Origin of the sequence: Vibrio astriarenae, assembly GCF_010587385.1 — a bacterium.
Taxonomy (GTDB): Bacteria; Pseudomonadota; Gammaproteobacteria; order Enterobacterales; family Vibrionaceae; genus Vibrio; species Vibrio astriarenae.
This window is the reverse complement of the sequence record NZ_CP047476.1, coordinates 1,259,857-1,280,833: the sequence shown is the minus strand read 5'-3', so window position 1 is coordinate 1,280,833 and position 20,977 is coordinate 1,259,857. Positions and strand designations below refer to the sequence as shown.

General features: G+C 44.5%; 17 protein-coding genes. 13 read left to right on the top strand and 4 right to left on the bottom strand.

Annotation, left to right across the window (positions count from 1 at the left end; translation table 11 throughout):
- Positions 1 to 9 precede the first annotated feature (9 nt).
- Positions 10 to 1,098, top strand: a complete 1,089-nt coding sequence (locus GT360_RS20055) for an AI-2E family transporter (protein WP_164650713.1) — start codon at positions 10 to 12, stop codon at positions 1,096 to 1,098.
- Positions 1,067 to 1,747, top strand: a complete 681-nt coding sequence (locus GT360_RS20050) for a potassium channel family protein (RefSeq protein ID WP_164650712.1) — start codon at positions 1,067 to 1,069, stop codon at positions 1,745 to 1,747. Before GT360_RS20055 ends, GT360_RS20050 begins: the two co-directional genes overlap by 32 nt.
- A 19-nt stretch (positions 1,748 to 1,766) precedes the next feature.
- Here the strand turns inward: GT360_RS20050 and GT360_RS20045 are convergent, their stop codons facing one another.
- Positions 1,767 to 1,937, bottom strand: a complete 171-nt coding sequence (locus GT360_RS20045; protein ID WP_164650711.1) for a hypothetical protein — start codon at positions 1,935 to 1,937, stop codon at positions 1,767 to 1,769.
- A 98-nt stretch (positions 1,938 to 2,035) separates the two neighbouring features.
- Complete coding sequence (locus GT360_RS20040) at positions 2,036 to 2,422, bottom strand: DUF2306 domain-containing protein (RefSeq protein ID WP_164650710.1); 387 nt, start codon at positions 2,420 to 2,422, stop codon at positions 2,036 to 2,038.
- 297 nt (positions 2,423 to 2,719) lie between these two features.
- Here GT360_RS20040 and GT360_RS20035 point away from each other — a divergent pair, with 297 nt between their 5' ends.
- From GT360_RS20035 to GT360_RS20015, 5 genes are all read left to right on the top strand, one after another.
- Positions 2,720 to 7,561: an ATP-binding protein gene (locus GT360_RS20035; RefSeq protein WP_164650709.1), complete on the top strand. Its 4,842-nt coding sequence runs from the start codon at positions 2,720 to 2,722 to the stop codon at positions 7,559 to 7,561.
- An 85-nt stretch (positions 7,562 to 7,646) separates the two neighbouring features.
- A complete protein-coding gene (locus GT360_RS20030) occupies positions 7,647 to 8,417 on the top strand; it encodes a tetratricopeptide repeat protein (RefSeq protein WP_164650708.1) in 771 nt (256 codons plus the stop codon).
- 18 nt (positions 8,418 to 8,435) lie between these two features.
- On the top strand, positions 8,436 to 10,058 hold the full coding sequence (locus GT360_RS20025) for a mechanosensitive ion channel family protein (RefSeq protein ID WP_164651176.1): 1,623 nt from the start codon (positions 8,436 to 8,438) through the stop codon (positions 10,056 to 10,058).
- A gap of 132 nt (positions 10,059 to 10,190) precedes the next feature.
- Positions 10,191 to 11,111 carry a ParB/Srx family N-terminal domain-containing protein gene (locus GT360_RS20020; RefSeq protein ID WP_164650707.1) on the top strand — a complete coding sequence of 307 codons (921 nt, stop codon included), beginning with the start codon at positions 10,191 to 10,193 and terminating at the stop codon, positions 11,109 to 11,111.
- A 163-nt stretch (positions 11,112 to 11,274) separates the two neighbouring features.
- Positions 11,275 to 11,829 (top strand): YceB family lipoprotein, encoded by a 555-nt coding sequence (locus GT360_RS20015; protein ID WP_420825456.1) that lies wholly within the window; start codon positions 11,275 to 11,277, stop codon positions 11,827 to 11,829.
- A gap of 6 nt (positions 11,830 to 11,835) precedes the next feature.
- On the opposite strand, the gene GT360_RS20010 is transcribed toward GT360_RS20015, so the two are convergent.
- Both GT360_RS20010 and GT360_RS20005 read right to left on the bottom strand, forming a co-directional pair.
- Positions 11,836 to 12,726, bottom strand: coding sequence for a DMT family transporter (locus GT360_RS20010; protein ID WP_164650706.1), 891 nt, complete (start codon positions 12,724 to 12,726; stop codon positions 11,836 to 11,838).
- A gap of 100 nt (positions 12,727 to 12,826) precedes the next feature.
- Complete coding sequence (locus GT360_RS20005) at positions 12,827 to 14,254, bottom strand: sodium-dependent transporter (protein WP_420825455.1); 1,428 nt, start codon at positions 14,252 to 14,254, stop codon at positions 12,827 to 12,829.
- Positions 14,255 to 15,460: 1,206 nt separating this feature from the next.
- On the opposite strand from GT360_RS20005, the gene GT360_RS20000 reads away from it, so the two are divergent.
- The 6 genes from GT360_RS20000 to GT360_RS19975 all read left to right on the top strand — a co-directional run bounded on the left by GT360_RS20000 (position 15,461) and on the right by GT360_RS19975 (position 20,943).
- Positions 15,461 to 16,201, top strand: coding sequence for an SDR family oxidoreductase (locus GT360_RS20000; protein WP_164650704.1), 741 nt, complete (start codon positions 15,461 to 15,463; stop codon positions 16,199 to 16,201).
- Between the two features lie 10 nt (positions 16,202 to 16,211).
- Positions 16,212 to 17,420, top strand: coding sequence for an acetyl-CoA C-acetyltransferase (locus GT360_RS19995; protein WP_164650703.1), 1,209 nt, complete (start codon positions 16,212 to 16,214; stop codon positions 17,418 to 17,420).
- Positions 17,421 to 17,527: 107 nt separating this feature from the next.
- Positions 17,528 to 17,875 carry a phasin family protein gene (locus GT360_RS19990; RefSeq protein WP_164650702.1) on the top strand — a complete coding sequence of 116 codons (348 nt, stop codon included), beginning with the start codon at positions 17,528 to 17,530 and terminating at the stop codon, positions 17,873 to 17,875.
- A gap of 214 nt (positions 17,876 to 18,089) precedes the next feature.
- Positions 18,090 to 19,862 (top strand): class I poly(R)-hydroxyalkanoic acid synthase, encoded by a 1,773-nt coding sequence (gene phaC, locus GT360_RS19985; RefSeq protein WP_164650701.1) that lies wholly within the window; start codon positions 18,090 to 18,092, stop codon positions 19,860 to 19,862.
- Positions 19,863 to 20,045: 183 nt separating this feature from the next.
- Positions 20,046 to 20,309 (top strand): hypothetical protein, encoded by a 264-nt coding sequence (locus GT360_RS19980; protein WP_164650700.1) that lies wholly within the window; start codon positions 20,046 to 20,048, stop codon positions 20,307 to 20,309.
- 139 nt (positions 20,310 to 20,448) lie between these two features.
- Positions 20,449 to 20,943, top strand: coding sequence for a YcxB family protein (locus GT360_RS19975; RefSeq protein ID WP_164650699.1), 495 nt, complete (start codon positions 20,449 to 20,451; stop codon positions 20,941 to 20,943).
- The last annotated feature ends 34 nt before the right edge of the window (positions 20,944 to 20,977 follow it).

Here is a 20,977-nt window from a genome sequence, read left to right as displayed (position 1 = left end):
GGACATAATATGGATATAAAAAGTGATTTTTCAAAACAGGCCATCGATGCAGCGATAAAAATTGCTGCCATTGTCATTTTAGTCAGTTGGTGCTTCTCTATTTTGAGGCCATTTTTCATGCTGGTGGTGTGGGGAGGCATTATCGCCACGGCGCTATATCCATTAGTGCTCAGCCTTCACAATAAAACTGGGATGTCAGAGTCTAAAGTGAGTTGGTTGATTGCTTTGGTTGGTGTCTTACTACTTATTATCCCACTGGTTGTATTGTCCACCGGGATTTACACCAATACTTCAGATGTTGTGGCAGGGATTCAAGATGGGTCATTTGTGATTCCGCGCCCACCAGAGTCAATGCAGGAATGGCCTGTTATCGGTGAAAAGCTCTACGCGTTTAACACACTTGCCGCCACTAACCTAGAGGCAGTATTCGCCAAATATGGAGAGCAAATTCGAGAGCTCATGGCGACGTTGGCTGGATTGGTTGGCTCAATTGGTGGTGGTTTCGTTCAATTTATCATCTCAACCATTATCGCAGGCGTGTTCATGTCGAATGCCAAAAGCTGTGAGTTAGCCTTTGTCCGTGTCGCAGAAAGACTCACGGGTGAGCACGGTAAAGAGCTGGTGGCTCTATCTAAATCGACCGTAAGAAGCGTCGTGCTTGGTGTGATAGGCGTTGCTGTTATTCAATCGATATTATCAGGCATAGGTATGGCGGTGGCGGGCGTACCAGCACTCGGGCTTTGGATGTTGGCGGTATTACTGATCGCCATCATGCAGCTACCGCCAATCATTGCTCTGTTGCCAGTGATCTTTTATGTCTTCTCTACGAGCAGTTCGACCGTGGCGATTATCTTTTTGGTCTGGTGCCTACTTGTGAGTGCGAGTGATGGTGTACTCAAGCCTATGCTACTAAGCCGAGGTTCGGATATTCCCATGCTGGTGATTTTATTAGGGGCATTAGGGGGCATGGCAATGTCAGGTATGGTTGGTTTGTTTGTGGGTGCAGTGATTTTAGGCCTAACTTATCAGTTGTTTACCGTTTGGCTAGGAATGAGTGAAGTTGCGGATGAGAAAGAAGAAAATAACCAGTCAGGATAATTTTTATTTCCTGTTTTTGGCTCTAATCACGCTGTTCTTCGCTAGCGCGGCCGCTCAGCAATTCAACCCGGAAGGGCAAGAGTCTGTGCTATTTATGATGATAGTATGCCTCGCCTTTTCTGTGGCCGGAGTGAACAAAGATAACAAGCTATATCGCAGCTGGTATGGCTCATTGCTGGTTTTAGCCGCGATATCGGGCGTGTTTGAGTATTTTCAAGAAGCGAGGCTCGCTGTTGTCACTTTGCTTGTATTACTGGCTTTCGTTGTCTCTCAGATATTCTCTGCGCTCAAACAAGTTTTTGCGCGCAAAGAAGTCGAGTTGAACCAGATAATCGGATCTATTTGTGTGTATATGTTGATGGGGCTCGCTTGGGCGATTATCTACCTGATACAGATGGAGCTGTTTGCTGGTTCATTCAATGGTTTAGAAGATAAAGTGTGGACTCACAACCTATTTGAAGCCCTGTACTTTAGTTTTATCACCTTAACGACGGTGGGCTATGGTGATATTTCCCCAGCTCTGCCTGTTCCCAAATTCTTTGTCTTTATGGAGTCGATCATTGGCAGCTTCTATGTTGCGATTTTAGTTGCAAGCCTAGTCAGTAGCCGTTTGAGTCAGTCGGAGAAAAAACAGAGAGTTAAAGGATAGCATCTCCAGTAGTAGAATGTCATTTAGTCAGGTAGTAGAAGCCTTTAAGCGCTATCCATGCGATGGCTTTAACTACAAAACTTAGGGCTTTATAAGTGGTTCGAGCAGTGATGCTCAATAGTTGATAGGTGCCGCGCATCACAACGTAGAGATCAGAGTGGCGAAAGTCAGAAAGAGTGGTTTTAAACATGGGAATCTCGCTTGGGTTGTATTTCATTGGGCGAGATAGTAGAGGTTAATATGAGCTAGAGCTTATCATTTTGCGCCAACACGAAAAGCGAGTTTCTATTAACCAAATACAAGTGTATTCAGCATTCTGCCCGGCATGAAAGCAAAAAAACCTGCGATCAGAAAACCACCCAGGTAAACATTGACCATAGTGATTTTGTGCATCAGTACATTGCCTTGTTTTATCGCAAAGTAAGCTTTTGGCACACTGAAGATCACGATAAGGGATAGCAAGTGAATTAAACCAAAATGCTCATAAAAGGTAGGTCCGACTCTCGCAGGCATAGCAAGAGAGATACAAGCAGAGATGAGCAATAGGAACGCCGTGAATCGTCCAACGGTCTTATGTGTTTCGCTGCCTTTCTTAATAAACATAATGACGGTAGCAAACAGGAAAGCTGGAAGAATGGTTGCCAAATGCAAAAACGCCAGTGTTTCGTATTCCATGAAATCCCCCCCCTATGCAATCAATTACTTAATAACTAGGCTATTTTTTGCTCGTTTTCTAATCGTTAGATATAAAAATCACACTTGTATCATAAATGAGAATGGATCGGTGGATTTCAATCGTGATTAATTTTCGGCGCAGATTTGATTCAGAGTCTATTCTAAAAAGAGAATAAAATTCATGATATTAGCTTCTGAATGAAGCTGTCAACACGTCATGCACACAAGGCTTGTTGAGGGGCTCTCCCAAGCAGGTATTACAGCCTTATCGAAGCAATATGCGTTCAAGGATTGAGAATGAGTTGGATTAGAGTGAAACGGTTTACCTTTTTTGTCTTCGCGTGGCTTTTTATCGCAGTTGCATCAGCAAAAACGATCGACTTAACAGATGCGGAGAAGAAAATTCTTCACCAGCATTCGATTGTTACCGTTGCCGTTTTTCCTAGTAATTATCCTTATTCTTTCATTAATGATTCGGGGACGTTTAAAGGCATCATACGCTCTTATTTTGACGAAGTGGAATCCCTGCTCGATATAAAGGTGCGCTTTCGTTTTGTGAGCAATTTGGAACAAGCTAAAGTTGCACTGGCACGACAAGAAGTGGATATCATTCCCTTCCCAATTCCCAAAGATCCCGAGCGGTACGTGAATACACTGCCTTTTTGGGTATTTGAACGAACGCTTGTTGGCTCAACTGAAACGGACACAGTGGTGACACTTCGACAACTCAAGGGCAAGCGAATTGCTGTGGCGATTGGGGCGCCTCTACCGGATTGGTTTCGTGATGTTGGCGAAGGTATCAAAACCGCGGTATATGATGATCTCCCAAGTATGGTGGAATCCTTGATTGATGGGGAGGTTGACTTACTGTTCGGTGAGCCAATTTCATTGATTGAGTTTGGTAAACAGCTTGGGCGTGACAACCTCAAGGTAGTGAGTTTAGGTCAGCAAGGGATTCGATATCGCACGGGGATGACGTTGCGTCTAGATGATGCTCCTCTAGCAGCTGTGATCGATAAAGCCTTGATGCAAATTTCCGATAATACGCGCAACCAAATTGCCTCTGCTTGGCTTGCTGATGTGAGCAATAAAATCAAAGTCCCGGGAGCAATGGGCTTTGGGCTACCCCCATATCTTTACCCACAAAGTTCCGGGCTGGGCTTAGAGTACGGCTTGCTGCAGGAAGTGTTTTCCCGAATGGGTTACCAAGTTGGAGAAGTCACGCGCCTAACGCCTGCAAATTTGGATATGGCTTTAAACAGCATTAGTGACCTTGAATTTGCTTCGAGTATTGTTGAGAGAAAGCCAGGGCGTTTTTATAGTGAGCCGATTACCGAGATTGAGTATGTAGTTGTCAGTTTAAAGTCGCAAAATATCACTCTGAATGATTCAGACAAACTGACGGTAGGAGGAGTGATCTACGAAGGGCACTCTCCAAGTCAGCTTGCATTTAAACAACTGCGTGAACAATTCCGGTTTGCTGGCTATCAGGATGTGGCGGGAATAGAGCAGGGGTTTAGGCTCCTTCAAGATCGTACCTTGGATCTGTTGATGATCGAAAGGCGCGTGTTGAATTGGCACGCTCACAATACAAGTTTGGACATTGATTCGGTGCAGCTTCATCGATCTTTTTCAGCGTCCTTCCCGATTTATGTTGAGTTTGCAAAAGCGTCAATGAGAGATCGTTTCAACGTGGCATTGGATAACTTTGAAAATGATGATCTTGAATACAATCATTTCTTTACTTCTCATATGAGGCGCAATTTAAGCAACCAAATACGTCGAGCTGAACTGCTCGCCGATATCTATGCCTATGAGTTGTTCAATGGTGAGTTACACAAGTTTGACGCAGTGTTAAATACCTTTGATGCCTCTTTTGATATTGCTGCCATTGAGGGTTTTGAAGAGGGGCGAATAGACCCTACCGTAACATGGCTAGCTGATGGAGATACGATGGAGCGCGTAGCGCAAATCGATAGCTCTCACTGGTCGTTCATTGACATTGACGCGGTGTTTAGTGGCAGCTCTGGTGAAACTAAGTTGGGGAGGTTAAAGGTTTACTTTGACATGTCACAACTAAAAACCAATCACGCTTATATTCCTGATCTATCGCTGTTTTCCGATACAGATCCGCGATTCTATGAATACATCAAGACGCTTTACGCTCAATTCAAGCTCTCTGGTCAGATATTAAACCTCACCCCACAGGAAGTGGATTGGATAAAAGAGAATCCGGTGATCACTCTTGGTGTTGACCCGCAAGCTTTACCTTATGAAGCATTTAGTGAAACTGAGCAATATATCGGAGTGATCAACGATTATCGTCAGCTAGTTGAGACCAAGACGGGCTTAACCATCGAGCCAGTTCTAGTTAATAGCTGGGAAGAAACGACTGAGATGGCAAAGCGCGGAGAGCTTAACCTAATCTCTGCTGCCGTTGAGAATGACAATTTTCGTGTCAACTACCTACCGTCCAGAGGGATGTTCTCAAGTCGTTTGGCGATTGCATCGAACAAGGATGATGCCCGTAGTTTAAGTCTCAGCACCCTTGATGGTTGGCGTATTGGTGTTGTAGAAGGCGCATCCAATACTGAGTATCTCATCGAAGGCTATCCAGCGGTTGATTGGGTAGAGTTTAATAGCACCCAAGAAGCATTGAAATCTCTAGACAGTGGCGATCTCGATGCTGCTGTCGATACGATTCATGTGTTGAATTACCTTATCAATACGAATGGGTATACCGACATCAATATCGTCGGTCGCTTAGATTATGAAGTGACCCCCACGTTCCATGTGCTCAAATCGAATGTCGAACTTATAACGATTATCGATAAAGTGTTTGGCCACATAAGTAGTGTTGAACACAATCAAATCCTATCAAAATGGGCAACCCCTAAAACCATTGAGAAAATTGACTATCAGTTGGTTTACATTATTTCGGCATTTTCAGTTTTGATTGTTGGGATTGTGGTTTTCTCTAATCGTAGGCTGCAAGCGCAAATATCAATCGCAGAGGATGCCAAACGTCAGGCTGAGAGAGCACAGAACATGGTGTATGAAATGCTAGATACCTCTCCGGTTGCGGCGGGCTTAATTAGGAACCAACAGGCCATTTATACCAATGAAAGGGCGAGAGTACTATTTGAGCTTTGTAATATTCCCATTCATGAGTTTGATATTACTTCTATCTACAGTGATATAAGTGATCGTGAGGAGATGTACCGTCGAATTGCCTCAGAGGGGTATGTATTCAACCAGCAACTAGACCTTCTGACCTATACCGGCAAGTCCTTTACCGCGCTGACCAGTTATTACCTACTCCCAGATCATGATGGAAGGCGTGATCTCATTTTTTGGGCTTATGATATCTCAGAGTTAAAACAGCTGACTAACGACCTAGAGCATGCGCGCGAAACCGCAGATAGAGCGAATACAGCGAAATCAGAGTTCTTGGCTAACATGAGCCATGAAATACGTACACCAATGAATGCCATTCTTGGTATGTCTCACCTTGCTCTGACGGAAGTACAAAGCCCAACAGCTAAAAGCTATATCGAAAAAGTTCACCGCTCTGCTCAGTCTCTACTACGCATTATCAATGACATATTAGATCTGTCTAAGATTGAAGCTGGGAGCATGGGACTTGAGGCAATTCCATATTCCTTGAGTGAAACAGTGCATGATGTACACGACATGCTGACGGTTAAAGCCGTCGAGAAAGGTTTAGAATTCACGGTTACTTTGGATGAAAAGCTGCCTAAGGGATTGGTCGGTGATCCATTGCGTTTGTCTCAAGTCGTGCTCAATCTTGCTGGGAATGCCATTAAGTTTACCGATAAGGGTCGAGTTGAGATCGAAGTTGAAGTGAATGAGCTTACAGAGAGTGAGTGTCAGTTTTGGGTCACGGTGAAAGACTCGGGTATTGGGATGACCGAACAGCAGATGCAAAGGCTTTTTGATGCCTTTACTCAAGCTGATAGCTCGACAACGAGACGTTTTGGCGGGACCGGTTTGGGCCTCAACATTAGCCAAAAACTGGTGAATGCTATGGGGGGAGAAATTGAGGCTAAGAGTGTCTATGGAGAAGGAAGCCAATTTTATTTCACCCTGACTCAACCTATCACCGATGCGGCTATTGAATCCACTCACAGAGAAGAACAAATGAGCTTCTCTGGTCAAAGTGTACTGTTGGTGGAAGACAACGACCTCAATCAAGACCTAGCGGTGGCGCTGCTTGAAAAAGCTAATCTGCATATTACGGTTTTAGACAATGGCCAAAAAGCGGTGGAGCGACTCGCAGAACAAAGCTTTGATGTGGTTTTGATGGATTTGCAAATGCCCGTAATGGGAGGGTTTGAAGCCACGAAACTGATTCGTGAAAATGGTTATGAGAAACCGATATTGGCCATGACCGCCAACATTATGCAAGAGAGTAAACAACAAGCATCTGATGCAGGGATGAACGGGTTTATAGAAAAGCCCATTGTTGTAGAGCAACTCATGGGCGAACTCAGCCGACATATCACCCCGATAGCATCAACGTCAACCTCTAGAACGATGTTACCTTTGAAGGATTTCGAGCATGAGTTGTTTAGCGCCTATAAACTAAAGCAGTCCACATCTGGCGATGCAGGCTTAGCCACCGGGCTCGTTACGCGTTTTATCACTCGCCTTAAACAGTACGAAGCGGATTTTCGTAATGCCATTATCAGTGAGGATGACGGCGCTCTAGAGCGATTTGCTCATACGCTTAAGGGCAACAGCGCAACGATAGGAGCCGCTAAGCTGTCGCAAGAGTTTTCTCAACTAGAATATGCCGCGGCTCACAATAATAGTGAACAGATAGAAGTGCTCTTCACTATACTAAAAGACAAGATAGAAAGACTAATACCTGTTTTAGAACAGTACGTTGGTGAAAGTGAGTCATTACAACAGGGCACAGCTCTGCTCACAAATCAGCAGGTAGATAAGCTTAGAGAGAGCATTGAAGACTACGATATTGAGGCCCTCACTCTGCTCAAACAATGGCAAAAAGAGTATCAACTGGATAGTAATGAATTGAAGCACTTAGTGAACGCGCTTGAGAGTTACAATTTTGACAAAGCCCTCGAATGCTTAGCGAAAGTCAAAGTTCGGTAAGGGGACGGTCAATGTCGCGAAGTGGTAAGTTTTTTTGAGTTTTGCGCGTTAGAGTAGGGCAACTTTTCGCCAAATGAGACCCAATATGAAACCTCTTCGTTCACGCGCTCCTCGTACTATCCAGTATGGCTTGACCTTGTTTGTACTATTCAGTGCTGTCTGTGTTTACGGCGTAAAAGCGTACGCAGATGAAGGTGTTGATATCGCTGTGACGGATAGTGAAGCGATGGTGCAACTCGAGCCTACTCAACCTAATGATGCTGAGATTATTTTGCATGGCGCCCAAGCGGGTATCGCAGAAGCTCAGGTCAAAATGGCGCTGCTCTATGAGCAGGGGGATAAAGTTGAGCAGAATGAAGAAGAGGCTCTATTTTGGTATCAAATGGCCGCCAATCAAGAGCACCCGGAAGCACAGTTTAATTTGGGGTTGATGCTACTGGATGGGAGAGGTGCCGACAAAGATGGTGTTGGCGCAAACTATTGGATAGAAAGAGCGGCTCAGCAGGAGTATCTGCCTGCGATTTTGCACTTGGCACGGCATGCCAATATTCACTTGACCTTGCCTGCGGAAGATCTCCGTTGGCTAGAAAAAGCGGCGGAAAAAGGCGACGCAGTATCGCAGTTGCAGCTAGGTTATTACTATCTTGGTCAATATTCATTGGGGCACAACCTGTCTAAGGCTGAGTTCTGGCTTAACAATGCTGCGAAGCATGGCCTTTATGATGCCCAAGCTGCGCTGGTAGAACTGTATACGCTATCAATCTATCAACTGGAGAATGACAAGCTAGCGCACTATTGGCGAGAGGTTGCCGCACAGAGTTCAGCAGGCTTTGAGTCTAAGAATTTACCGGAGTAAAAGGAAGTTACGATGAAAATGTTAAAACAGTGGTTATTCGCACTCATGTTGATGTGCTTTTCCTTTACCACGTTGGCATCGATTGATCGCATTGTTGAAGCACAAGGGAAGTTGTCGCAAGACTTTGTCGCCCTGCAGCAAGCATCAGAGTTTGATAAATCATTTCTTGAAGATGTATTACGTCGTAAAAATCAAGCATTGAGAGAGCGAATTGCTCAATATGCTAGTGGTGCGGACGTTGACAGCGAGAAGCTTACCCCAGTTCTACAGTCGCAGATAGACCTTGTGGATGGGTTAATTGAGTTCAGTAATTCAGACTTTGCTGCAGTGGCAGAAGAGAGCCGTAAGGTAGAGGGTGAAGACAAGCGCAAGCTTGAGCTGCAACTGCAGCGCAGGACGAGCATCCTAGATACCTATTTTTCTCAAATGTCCTCATCGATTCAGTTGGCGAAAAAACAAGGCATCGATGTTAGTCAGATAGAGCAAGAGACAAAGCAAGCCTTAATTCAAAGAGCAGGCTTTCTCGCCAATGTGATCTTATATATTGATACTGAGCGTCAGCTTGATGAGGGGCGTTTAAAGTATGTGAATCCAACAGAGAAAGAAGAGCTCAATAATCAAATTATTCGCTACAACGAATACACATCAATGATGGTGATCAGCTTACAAGTGACCACTGGATTGATGGAAACCTTTGGGATCAATGTTGATGAATATAAACAGCTTCTGCTGACAACGACAGGCGATATCAACGCGGATGTGCTCGATGTTCGCGTGGCGTACGGTCTGTTTGAGGAGTGGATGGCTTCATTCAAAGAGTGGGCGTTTGACAATACACCCTCAATTGTTGTGAAGGTGGCTCTCTTCTGTATTATTTTGTATCTCACCCGCGCCATTTCAAAGGTCGTCAGCAAAGCAGTACGTAAAAGTGTTAAACACTCAAAGATGGACTTTAGTGTGTTGATGCAAGACTTCTTTGTCTCAATGGCATCAAAAGCGGTGGTTTTTGTCGGCTTATTGATTGCCCTGTCTCAGATCGGCATTGAACTTGGCCCACTGTTAACCGGTTTCGGGGTGGCAGGTGTGATCATTGGTTTTGCACTGCAAGATACGCTGTCTAACTTCGCTTCTGGCTTGATGATATTGATCTATCGCCCATACGATGTCGGCGACATGGTTAAAGTTGCGGGCATTCAAGGCACCGTCAACAACATGAGCCTGGTATCGACCACGGTTCAAACGATTGATAACCAGAGACTCGTGATTCCAAACAACAAAATTTGGGGGGATGTCATCAATAACATCACCGCAGAGCGGGTGCGTCGAGTGGATATGGTCTTTGGTATCGGTTATGGCGATGATATAGACAAAGCCAAGGGCATATTCAGCGAGATACTCTTGAGCGATGAACGTGTACTCAAGAGCCCTGAGCCAGTGGTTAAGCTGCATACGTTAAATGAGTCTTCGGTCGATTTCGTGGTTCGCCCTTGGGTTAAGACCGATGACTACTGGGATGTGTATTGGGATGTCACCGAGAAGGTTAAGAAGCGTCTCGATGCTGAAGGTGTGACGATTCCATTCCCTCAGCGCGATGTCCACATTTATCAACACGCGGTTGATAGCAAAGAGGGCGAGTCTTGATTGTGCCGTCCCACTGTTTGAGTAGATGATGTTAAAGACATTGAAGTGTGTAACTTCAGTGTCTTTTTTCTTTCATGATTATGAAATCATGAGGCTTTAAGGTGACTGCTTCAATTTATGGAGAGTCAAAAGATGCTTAAAGCTATTTCATTCGCATTATCTGCTAGCGCCTTACTCGCAATGCCAAACGCGTTTGCCGCAGAGGTTGCACAAGGTGATGTGATTCAAATTCAACTCAATCAAGTTATCCCTACTCAGCCTTCGGTTGGTTACGATCAAGTCTTCTATAAGCTGGGCCGTTTTGAGCATGACAAGAAAAAGTTGTTTGATGAAATATGTGAAGCGAATGGTCAGCGTGGCCTAGAGAGTTTTGATAAACAGTCTTCGAACGCACATGATGCCGCGACATTTGAATGTAAAGAGGCCGTCGGTGAACGTCAAAAAGACATGAAAACGATCGTGATTGCACCTAATGGCGATTACTACTTAACTGACGGACATCATACATTCAATGTATTTTGGACTATGCCTGAAGGTGGCGCAGATTTTCCCGTTCATGTTGTCGTGGATAAGGACTATCGCAACCTAGATTCGATGGACTCTTTCTGGGACGCAATGATTGCCGACGGGAACACCTGGCTGTTTGATAGTGAAGGTAAGCAAATCTTACCAACGGGACTTCCTGAGTCTCTAGGGCTTGATAACTTTGAGAATGATAGTTACCGCTCTCTAATGTATTTCTCTCGCGATGTCGGTTGGGATAAGCCGAAACAGCCAGTGCCGTTCTTGGAGTTTTACTGGTCGAAAGAGGTGCGTCAAAAAGTCGATCTTAATGAGTATGATTTGGACACCAAAGCAGGTTATACCCAAGCGATCACGGACGTGAGTAACTTCTTATTATCACTTGATACCAACAATGTCGGTGGTTCGAACAAGTCTGCGAAAGAGATGGGACAGTTCGATTCGTTTCAGCAGAAAGGCCTAGATAAGCTCCTGCGTGAAGAGAAAGGCAAAGTGACGTACATGATCAACTACAAAACTGCGCAAAACTAGCCGTTAAATTTGTATATGGGTACACCATTATGAGGCCAGCTGACTAAGCTGGCCTTTTTCTATCTGCTCAATGCGCTAGCAAAATCAGCCCTTTATATTAGACTTTCTTTGAGAGCACGGTCGGAAGTCTCAGCGTCAAACAAAAAAAGGGTTGGTATTAATCATGATGTGTACACTTCGAAAAGCAGTATTGGTTACGATTTTCGCTCTACTTAGCGGTTGTGCTAGTTACAGCATTACCGAGCAGGAGATGACAAACTATTTAAAGGATAATGTGCGTATCGAGCAATCCATTGGCATTCAAAGTGTGATGCATGCTGAGGTCTCGGTGGACGATCTGGAAGTGAAAATTGGGCGAGCTGATAAAGATCGCATCTCGATCTTTGCCAACACTTCTGCGAATGTGCAAATGATGACTCTAAAAGATATCGGACTTGATCTAGATTTGGAGTTCAGTGCTATACCGGAATACGACCAAGAGACTGGTGAGATTTTCGTTAAATCACTGCGTCTTGAAACATTTGAAGAGCATGGAAAGCGATTGTCTCCCGATATTAAACAGTTCATCGAGCCAGCGGTTGCACTGATAGGAACAGCCCTCTCCAACCAACCGATTTATAAACTCAATAGCGCTGATGCCAAACAAGCGCTTCTCAAGTCGACCGATCCGCAGTTGGTGATCAAAGACAACAAACTCGTGATTGAACTGTTTAACTAATCTGGTTTAACGCGTTGATTTTCTCTTGGTGGTTAGAGCCTTGGGGTTAAATCCTGTCACCATCATAGTGCCTGCCAGAATTAGCCCGGTGCCTGCCACCGTGTTGAGGCCAATCGGTTCGTCCAAGAACAGATAGCCCCACAAGATACCAAACATGGGTATAAGGAAAGTGACCGAAAGTGCGGATGCCGCTCCCTCATCAGTCACTAGTCGGAAGAAAAGCAGGTATGCATAACCTGTGCAGACGACACCAAGCAGAATCACTGACGTCCACTCTATCGGTGTTGGTTCGCCTCTCATTGGCATAAAGAACAGCAAAGGGAGCATCCAAAGCGTCGCTGCCCACATGCTGCCATGCGCGTTATCAAACGATTGGATATTCGGCGCAGTTTTGGTGTAGTTGGTTGCCAAACCGTAGCAAAAGGCAGCCATAATGCCTGCAAAAATTGCGGGAATAGAATGACTCCCGATCCGTGCTCCATCAACACCCACCAATATACCCACACCAATAATACCGACGACTAAACCGGTCATTCCCTTAGGAGTCAGTTGGGTTCTATGCCAGAAAAACGCGATAATCGCGCCCCAAATGGCCGCAGTTGAGTTTAGGATTGATAAGGTAGAGGCATTAAGAGTTTGGGCCGCGTAAGCGAACAGAGTAAATGGGAGAGCCGTGTTGAGCAGCCCCAAAATAAAGAAATGTTGATAGTGCCGTTTGAACGCTAGACGTCTTTTCAGATAAACCGCGACCAAAAGAAGGCTCAACAGAGCAAACCCTACGCGAAACTCAATAAGAAAGGCTGGGCCAAAAGTGTTGGCTGCGATACGAGTGAAGAGAAAAGACCCACCCCAAATGGATGCCAGTAGCACTAAACGAAAGAAGCTTGATGCGGACACGACACCCCCTGTGTCTGATGAACCAACGAATTAACTTGGATAAGATAACAAAAAGCACGCTCGAGAGCGTGCTTTTAAGTGAATCAATGAAAAGGTTAGCTTACAGTTTCTTAGAGAACAGTGCAGCTAGACCAATAATCACTAGACCCATGACCATGATAGCGCCTTTACCGCTGTCAAAGCCGCTCATGATGCCAGCAATAGCAACGATAGCGATTAGACCAGGGATAACGAACTTAACTAGGTTGTACCATAGACCAAACAGTGGGAAAGAAACTTCACCATCGTTCGTGATCTCTTTCTCTAGTTCGTCACGCTTCAGTCTCCAGCCAGCGAAGATACAGATGAACATACCGCCTACCGCTAGGAATATCTTGTCAGTTAGTAGGTCGAAGATATCGAATGCGCCAGTGTCGAATAGTGTTGGACCAACACCACCAAGTGAAAGTGACGCTAGAACACACAGAGAAGCCATTACTACAGAAGATGAGATTACTGCTGTAGGACGCTTCATGCCTTTTTCATCGATTAGGTATGAAACTACAACTTCTAATAGAGATACTGAAGACGTTAGTGCTGCTACGCTCAAACCGATGAAGAACAGTAGGGCAAGTAGAAGACCAATCATGCCGCCCATTTCAGCAAATAGCTGAGGAACAACAACGAACACTAGACCAGGGCCTGCCGCAGGTTCCATACCAAATGCGAACATTGCAGGGAACATAGCAATACCAGCAAGAATCGCAACACCAGTGTCCATCGCCGTAACCATTGCTGTGTTTTGAACTAGGTTCTCTTTCTTCTTGAGGTATGAACCGTAAGTGATCATCGCACCCATACCAAGGCTCAATGAGAAAAACGCTTGACCAAGAGCCGCTAGAACAACGTTGCTGTCAACGACAGAGAAATCTGGGCTAAATAGGAATTTCAGACCTTCGCTCGAACCAGGAAGTGTTAGACCTTTCACTGATACGATGATTAGGATAACGAAAAGCAGTGGCATTAGTATCTTACCCGCTTTCTCGATACCACCAGAAATACCACGGATAACGATCAGAATGTTTAGGAATAGGTATAGTGCCATCCACATTAGTGGTTGCACTGGGTTTGAGATGAACCCACCAAAGCTATCACCAATCGCTTCAGGAGTGCTTAGAAGACCAGAAGCAATTTTGTAGATGTAAGCAATCGACCAGCCACCAACAACAGGGTAGAAGCCCATGATCAATAGACCACTGAGTACACCCATGATGCCGACGAAACTCCAACGACGGTCAGTAGATTTGAAAGCACCTACTGCAGAAAGGCCTGTTTTGCGACCGATAGCAAATTCAGTCAGCATCACGCTGAAACCGATAAAGATTACAAAGAATAGATAGATGGCAACAAATGCACCACCACCACTTTCGCCGGCGGTGTAAGGAAACTTCCAGATGTTACCAAGACCAACAGCTGATCCCGCTGCCGCCATAATAAAGCCTAAACGTGAGCCCCAGGCATCACGTGGCTTTGCGTTTGTATTGTTCACCACTACTTCTCCAAAATTTAGTGTTTGCAATCATAAAGCGCCGCAAAGTTGGTGTGTAATTTTTTTTACACAGCAATAAAAAGAGTTATTGACGCTTAATATTGACTTAGTAAACCAGTTTGTGACTTGTCGATAAACCCTTTTTTGATCTTTTTCGCATTTTTCTTTGGTTTTTGTAGCCAAGTGCTGATTTTTTGTACGCAAAGTGCCCAAAAACCTCAAAATAGGATGCGTTAATTAAAAAGATGACAACGGTTTGACGATTTTCTGATTAAAAAATTGCGCTCAATTTACTAAGTAACGCTTGGTTACAATCTAGGCCGCGAATGCGATAAAGATATTACGTTCCTTGTTTCATTGAGGTGCGTTATTTGAACAGTCAAGCACCACCGTTGTGCAAGCTGCATCTGCCGTTACAGGATATCGAATGCCAAACAACGGGTCTAGACAGTGGTTTCTGAATACCCTCTAGATTTAAGTTCTGCATAATTGATAAAACTTAGTGATTCAAGCTGCATAGGCAGTGGAGGGTAAACCCTTTCTCTATATATAGACGAACCGTAGTAGATGATACCTAAGACCGTTGATTAAAAAAATGTCACAAGCAAACTGTCCACTATTGTTTACGATTTTAATTATCAGACCCTCTACGATGTCGACATTCACTGGAATAACGCCTTGTGCTTTTTCATCCCCATTCTAAACATAGAAGCTAAAGTGTTGTTTTTGCATGTTTAGACAGTTTCCTTGCATCTATAGCGCATTTGATAATCGATAGCTCTATGTTCCCAACTTGATTTATTAATGCAGTGTAAACACATTTGCTTATAAATGTATCATTATTGATTTGTATTACTTGATACCCAAGAGGGCGTTTAAGTGATTAAAATTAGAATAAAGTTTGATATTTAAAAAATATGTACTAGAGCTATTTGTTGACTAATTACTCTATATAATCAGCACTTTAGGTTTGTCTTTTAAAGTGTGATCTTTAGCTAGTTATTGGGTTTTTGTAATTTTGAATTGTACTTAAAACTGTATTCTAATTGTAACACTTTATGGTTACTTTTGATTTGAGGAAATTATCGATTGTTTAAAACTTGGTCTAATTAATGCATTGGTTGTTACATTAGGTTGATAGTGACTATTTATACGTGGCGGTGGTTTAGCTAGGTATAACATTCTGCGGAGAAAGGGAGTTCGTTTATGAAGAAAATCGCTTTGATCACGGGATCAAAAGGGGGCATAGGCTCAGCTATCTCAGCCAAGCTGGTTGCTGAAGGGTATCGAATTATTGCGACGTATTTCACCGGAAACTACGAATGTGCGCTCGAATGGTTTGAAGAACAGGGCTTTACGGAAGAGCAAGTTCGTCTGTTCGAACTCGATGTGACAAACACCGGAGAGTGTGCAGAGCGTTTGGCACTGCTTTTAGAAGAAGAAGGCACAATCGATGTCGTGGTGAACAACGCTGGTATTACTCGTGATGGTGTGTTTAAAAAGATGTCGGCTGATGCATGGTTTGACGTGATTAATACCAACCTTAATAGCGTTTTTAACGTAACACAGCCTCTATTTGCTGCCATGTGCGAGAAAGGTGGCGGTCGCGTCATCAATATCTCTTCAGTCAACGGTATAAAAGGTCAATTTGGCCAAACGAATTACTCCGCTGCCAAAGCTGGCATGATCGGTTTTACTAAAGCTCTGGCTTATGAAGGTGCCCGAGCAGGCGTGACGGCTAACGTCGTTGCTCCAGGCTACACGGGAACACCGATGGTAGAGCAGATGAAAACGGAAGTTCTTGATTCCATTCGTTCAACTATTCCAATGCAACGTCTAGCGACACCAGAAGAAATTGCAGAATCAGTTTGGTTTTTAGCCAGTGATGCTGGTGCCTATATCACAGGGGAAACACTCTCTGTGAACGGCGGTTTGTACATGAATTAAGGGATAAACGATGGAAAAAGTATTTGTAGTAGCAGCAAAACGTACCCCTCTCGGTAGCTTCTGTGGTGCACTAAAAGACATCAATGCGGGCAAACTTGGTGCAATTGCGATTAAAGGCGCACTCGAAGCTTCAGGTTTATCGGGTGATGACGTTGATGAAGTGATTGTCGGGAATGTGGTCGGAGCAGGACAAGGTATGGGTGTTGGCCGTCAGGCTTCGTTGTTTGCTGGTATTCCAGAGTCTGTTCCTGCGTACGCCCTGAATATGGTGTGTGGTAGTGGAATGAAGACAGTGATGGACGCAGTATCTCACATTCGTTCTGGCGACGCGCAAGTGGTTGTAGCGGCCGGCGTAGAAGTGATGTCTCAAATTCCTTTTGCTCTGCCAGCAAGTGTCCGCAATGGCAATAAGATGGGCGACCTATCCGCGAAAGATTTGCTGGTAAGCGATGGTTTGACTGATGTCTATAACCAGTACCACATGGGTGTCACTGCTGAAAATATTGCTAAGCAATTGGGCTTAACACGCGAGCAGCAAGATAGCTACGCATTGGCGAGCCAGCAAAAAGCCGTCTCAGCAATTGAAGCAGGGCGCTTTGCTGATGAGATTGTGCCAGTGGAAGTGAAACAGCGTCGAGAAACGGTAATATTTGACACTGACGAATACCCTAAAGCTAATGCAACTATGGAAGGTTTAGCTAAGTTGAGACCAGCGTTTGACCGTGAAGGTACGGTTACCGCAGGCAACGCATCTGGCATCAATGATGGTGCGAGTGCGATTATATTAGCCTCTGAAAGCGCAGTGAATGAACTCAACCTGACACCTATCGCTGAGATCGCAAGCTATGCTCAGTCAGGTTTGGATCCAAAGATTATGGGATTGGGCCCAGTCGAGTCAGTGACCAAGGCATTGGCGAAAGCACAATTGTCGATTGAAGATGTTGATGTGTTTGAACTCAATGAAGCGTTTGCCGCACAAGCGCTGGGCGTGATTCATCAGTTGGCAGATGTACATGAAGTTCCTGTCAACAGTATTCAAGACAAAGCCAATTTCAATGGTGGTGCAATTGCACTCGGGCATCCGTTAGGTGCGTCAGGAAACCGCATCTTGGTTACTCTGATTCATGAACTTAATAAACAAGATGGTCAATATGGCGTGGCGTCCCTCTGCGTAGGCGGTGGTATGGGCACGGCGGTGATTGTAAAAGCAGTGAAGTAAATCTAGGGCTGCTCATCTGTCTGTTGGCAAAAACGAAAACGTTGCCAATGAAGACATGGTAAGCAGCACCTTATGGAAATATCGAAACCTCATCAAGGAGAATTACCATGTACACAGATCTATTTAAATCATTCACAGATCAGTCTCAAAAATCAATGGAACCATATTTCAAGTTTAATCAGCTAATGACGAAAAACGTTGAGGTATTAACTGAGCTTCAATTGAATGCCATTCGTGCTTACAGCGATATGGGTCTAGAGCAGATGAAAGCAGCAGCTAGCATAAAAGATGTGACTTCATTGACTGCATATAGCAGCCAGCAACTCAGCGCGCTAACTAAGCTATCTCAACAAATGATGGACGACAGCAATAAACTGCAAGGTATTGCTAAAGAGTTCAAAGAAGACGTAGAGAAGCTAACCACTGAAAACCTTAAAACAGTGACTCCAGCATAAACTGACTACACCGTTGCCGCCTTTTGTTGGCGTGCAGGTTGTCCTGACCGTTTAAGGTAATTTTGGTTGTGCCAATGCTCAATCAACGTAGCCGAGTGGGAGTGTTCTCCCACTCTCATTTGTTTTCTACTATCGAAACTGAAATGAGGTCATACAATCTTCTCGCATCCAACTGACTAGAGGCGGGCGTCTTTCCGAACTTAGGAGTAACACTATGTTTCCACATCTCCTATCGGACTACCTTGTAAAGCTTCATGAGTCTAACCAACAGTGGTGGGACGATTTTGAAGCCAATAAGGCAGCCGTGCAGTCACCTCTAAACAAAGCACTACAAGAAGTGAACTTTGAAGATACAACTAAACTGTTTGAACAAGCCGTTAACCAACCAGCCGCGCTATTAGAACTGCAATCTAATTGGTGGGAGCAGCAGCTCCAGATCTGGCAAAATGTGGTTCTGGGTAATTCAGAGCAGGTGGTTGAAGCTGAGAGAGGTGACAAGCGTTTTTCTGACCAGTCATGGCAGAATGAAGCGATGTTTAGCTTTATAAAGCAATCATATTTACTGTTCAGTAAAACCTATCTTGATACCATCGATTCGATTGAAGGCTTGGATGAAAAGTCTAAAGAACGAATCACCTTCTTTTCTCGTCAGGCGATCAACGCCTTATCACCATCTAACTTTATCGCGACCAACCCTGAGCTTCTTAAGCTGACTTTAGAGCAAAATGGTCAGAATCTGATTTCAGGTATGGAGCAGCTGAAAGAAGATATCGATTCAAGTGCCGATATCTTGAAGGTGCGCATGACCAACAACAATGCGTTCCGTTTAGGTGATGATATTGCGACGACTGCTGGTGATGTGGTGTTTAAGAATGAGCTTTTCGAGCTGATTCAATACCGCCCCCTCACAGAGCAGGTAAACTCGACCCCTCTACTTATTGTTCCCCCATTCATTAATAAATATTACATCCTTGATCTCACTGAGCGTAATTCACTCGTTAAGTGGTTGCTAGAGCAGGGTCACAGTGTGTTTATGATGTCATGGCGTAACCCGGGTGTAGAGCAATCTAAAGTTGAGTTTGGCGATTACGTGACAGAGGGCGTAGCGAAAGCGGTTACCGCAATTGAAGACATTACTGGCCAAGAGCAGATCAATGCGGCCGGGTATTGTATCGGCGGCACCGTTTTGGCTTCGACCATCGCTTACTATGCGGCTAAACGTATGAAAAAGCGCATTAAGTCAGCGACGTTCTTTACAACGCTTCTCGACTTCTCGCAGCCAGGAGAAGTGGGCGCTTACATCAACGACACTGTGATTGGCGCGATTGAAGCGCAAAATAACGTGAAAGGTTATATGGATGGACGCTCACTGAGTGTGACATTCAGCCTGTTGCGCGAAAACAGCCTCTACTGGAACTACTACGTAGACAATTATCTAAAAGGTGGCAGTCCAGTTGATTTTGACTTGTTGTATTGGAACAGTGATAGCACCAATGTCTCTGCAGCGTGCCATAACTTTTTGCTGCGTGAGCTCTACTTGGAGAACAAGTTGGTTCGAGACAAAGGGGTTAAAATAGGTGGTGTATGGATTGACCTTAATAAGATCAAAATCCCTAGCTACTTTATTTCAACCAAAGAAGACCATATTGCACTGTGGCAAGGCACTTATCGTGGCGCCTTAAACACTGGCGGTAATAAAACCTTTGTCCTTGGCGAATCCGGTCATATCGCAGGTATTGTTAATCACCCTGCTAAGAAGAAATACGGTTATTGGCTCAACGACAACCTCGATGACTCGGCAGATGAGTGGTTTAATAATGCCGAACACAAAGAGGGATCTTGGTGGACACACTGGGATCAATGGTTAGGGCAGTACAATGCGGATGAGAAAGTAGAACCGTTTAGAGTAGGTTCTGAAAATTATCCGGTACTTACTGATGCCCCAGGCGATTATGTGAAACAAGTTTTACCGATCGCAGAGTCGTAATCACCTTCTTCACACTACTAACAAAGGTCTAGCCGAGCTGCTAGGCCTTTTCTATTCTGTGAGCGCAGAACGACCTCCTTTTGCATTTCCACTATCAAATGATCAGTTGATTTGCTTTATGCCACTAACCATGGCTCAATAGCTGATTAGCACTTAAGCCCCCAACTGAAAAAAAGAGTGACTATGAATCTAGATATCAACGCACTGCAACACCACCAACTCGTCGAAGACGGTCAACTTGAGGGCTGTTACATCCATCAGCCTGCAAAAGGCAGTCATCAAGACGATAAAGCAGTGGTAGCTGAGCGACAAGCACTTGAGAATATGGGTTACAAGGTTGTGCAGGTCAAGCCTAAGGGCAGCACCACAACATTCGCTGAAGCGATGCAAGAGCTGGCGAAGAAGACGGGCATTCACCCAAAGAATAACCCCAACTTTATTGGTTGAGTGACATGTCTACATCGATTTTTGATACAAAAATAGAGTGAAATTGGTTAAAGAAGCTCACCTAAAAACGATACACTATCCGCGCCACGACCCCTCATGATGGATGGTCATTTTTTAGAGATTTTTCAAGTATCCACATATGCCTAAAGATTTTGATTTCACAACAGAGTACACCCTCGATAAAGCCTTCTTCGCTGAATGTTACGATCAAACAAGTCAACCAAGGACATTTCCTAAGTCCTATCTTAAAGCCATTATCTTCCTACTGTTTGGTATGGCTTTATTAGAGTTTGAACTGTTACCTAACGGCTACGTGGGCTGGTTCTTTGTTGTTTTGAGCGTAGTAGAGGCCGCGAGTGTTTACTTTGCAAGAGGTTGGTGGTTATGGCGACGAACCATCAGTTCTAGCTGCGGTAGTAAAGTGCAACTTCAAGTCAACTCAGAAGGTGTTTGTTATACCAGTGGTAAGAACAGTAATGTCATCAAATGGAGTAAGATTAGCCAAGTTGAACAGACTAACCTAGGCTTGATCCTTCATATAGGCAAACAGCGCCAGTATGTCAGTAAATCTTGTTTGAACGATGAGGCTATCGACTACATCGTGGCTCAGCATGTGGAATCAAAAGACGGATAATTCGAGTGTGGGTGTGTGTAGTGGAATACTTTCA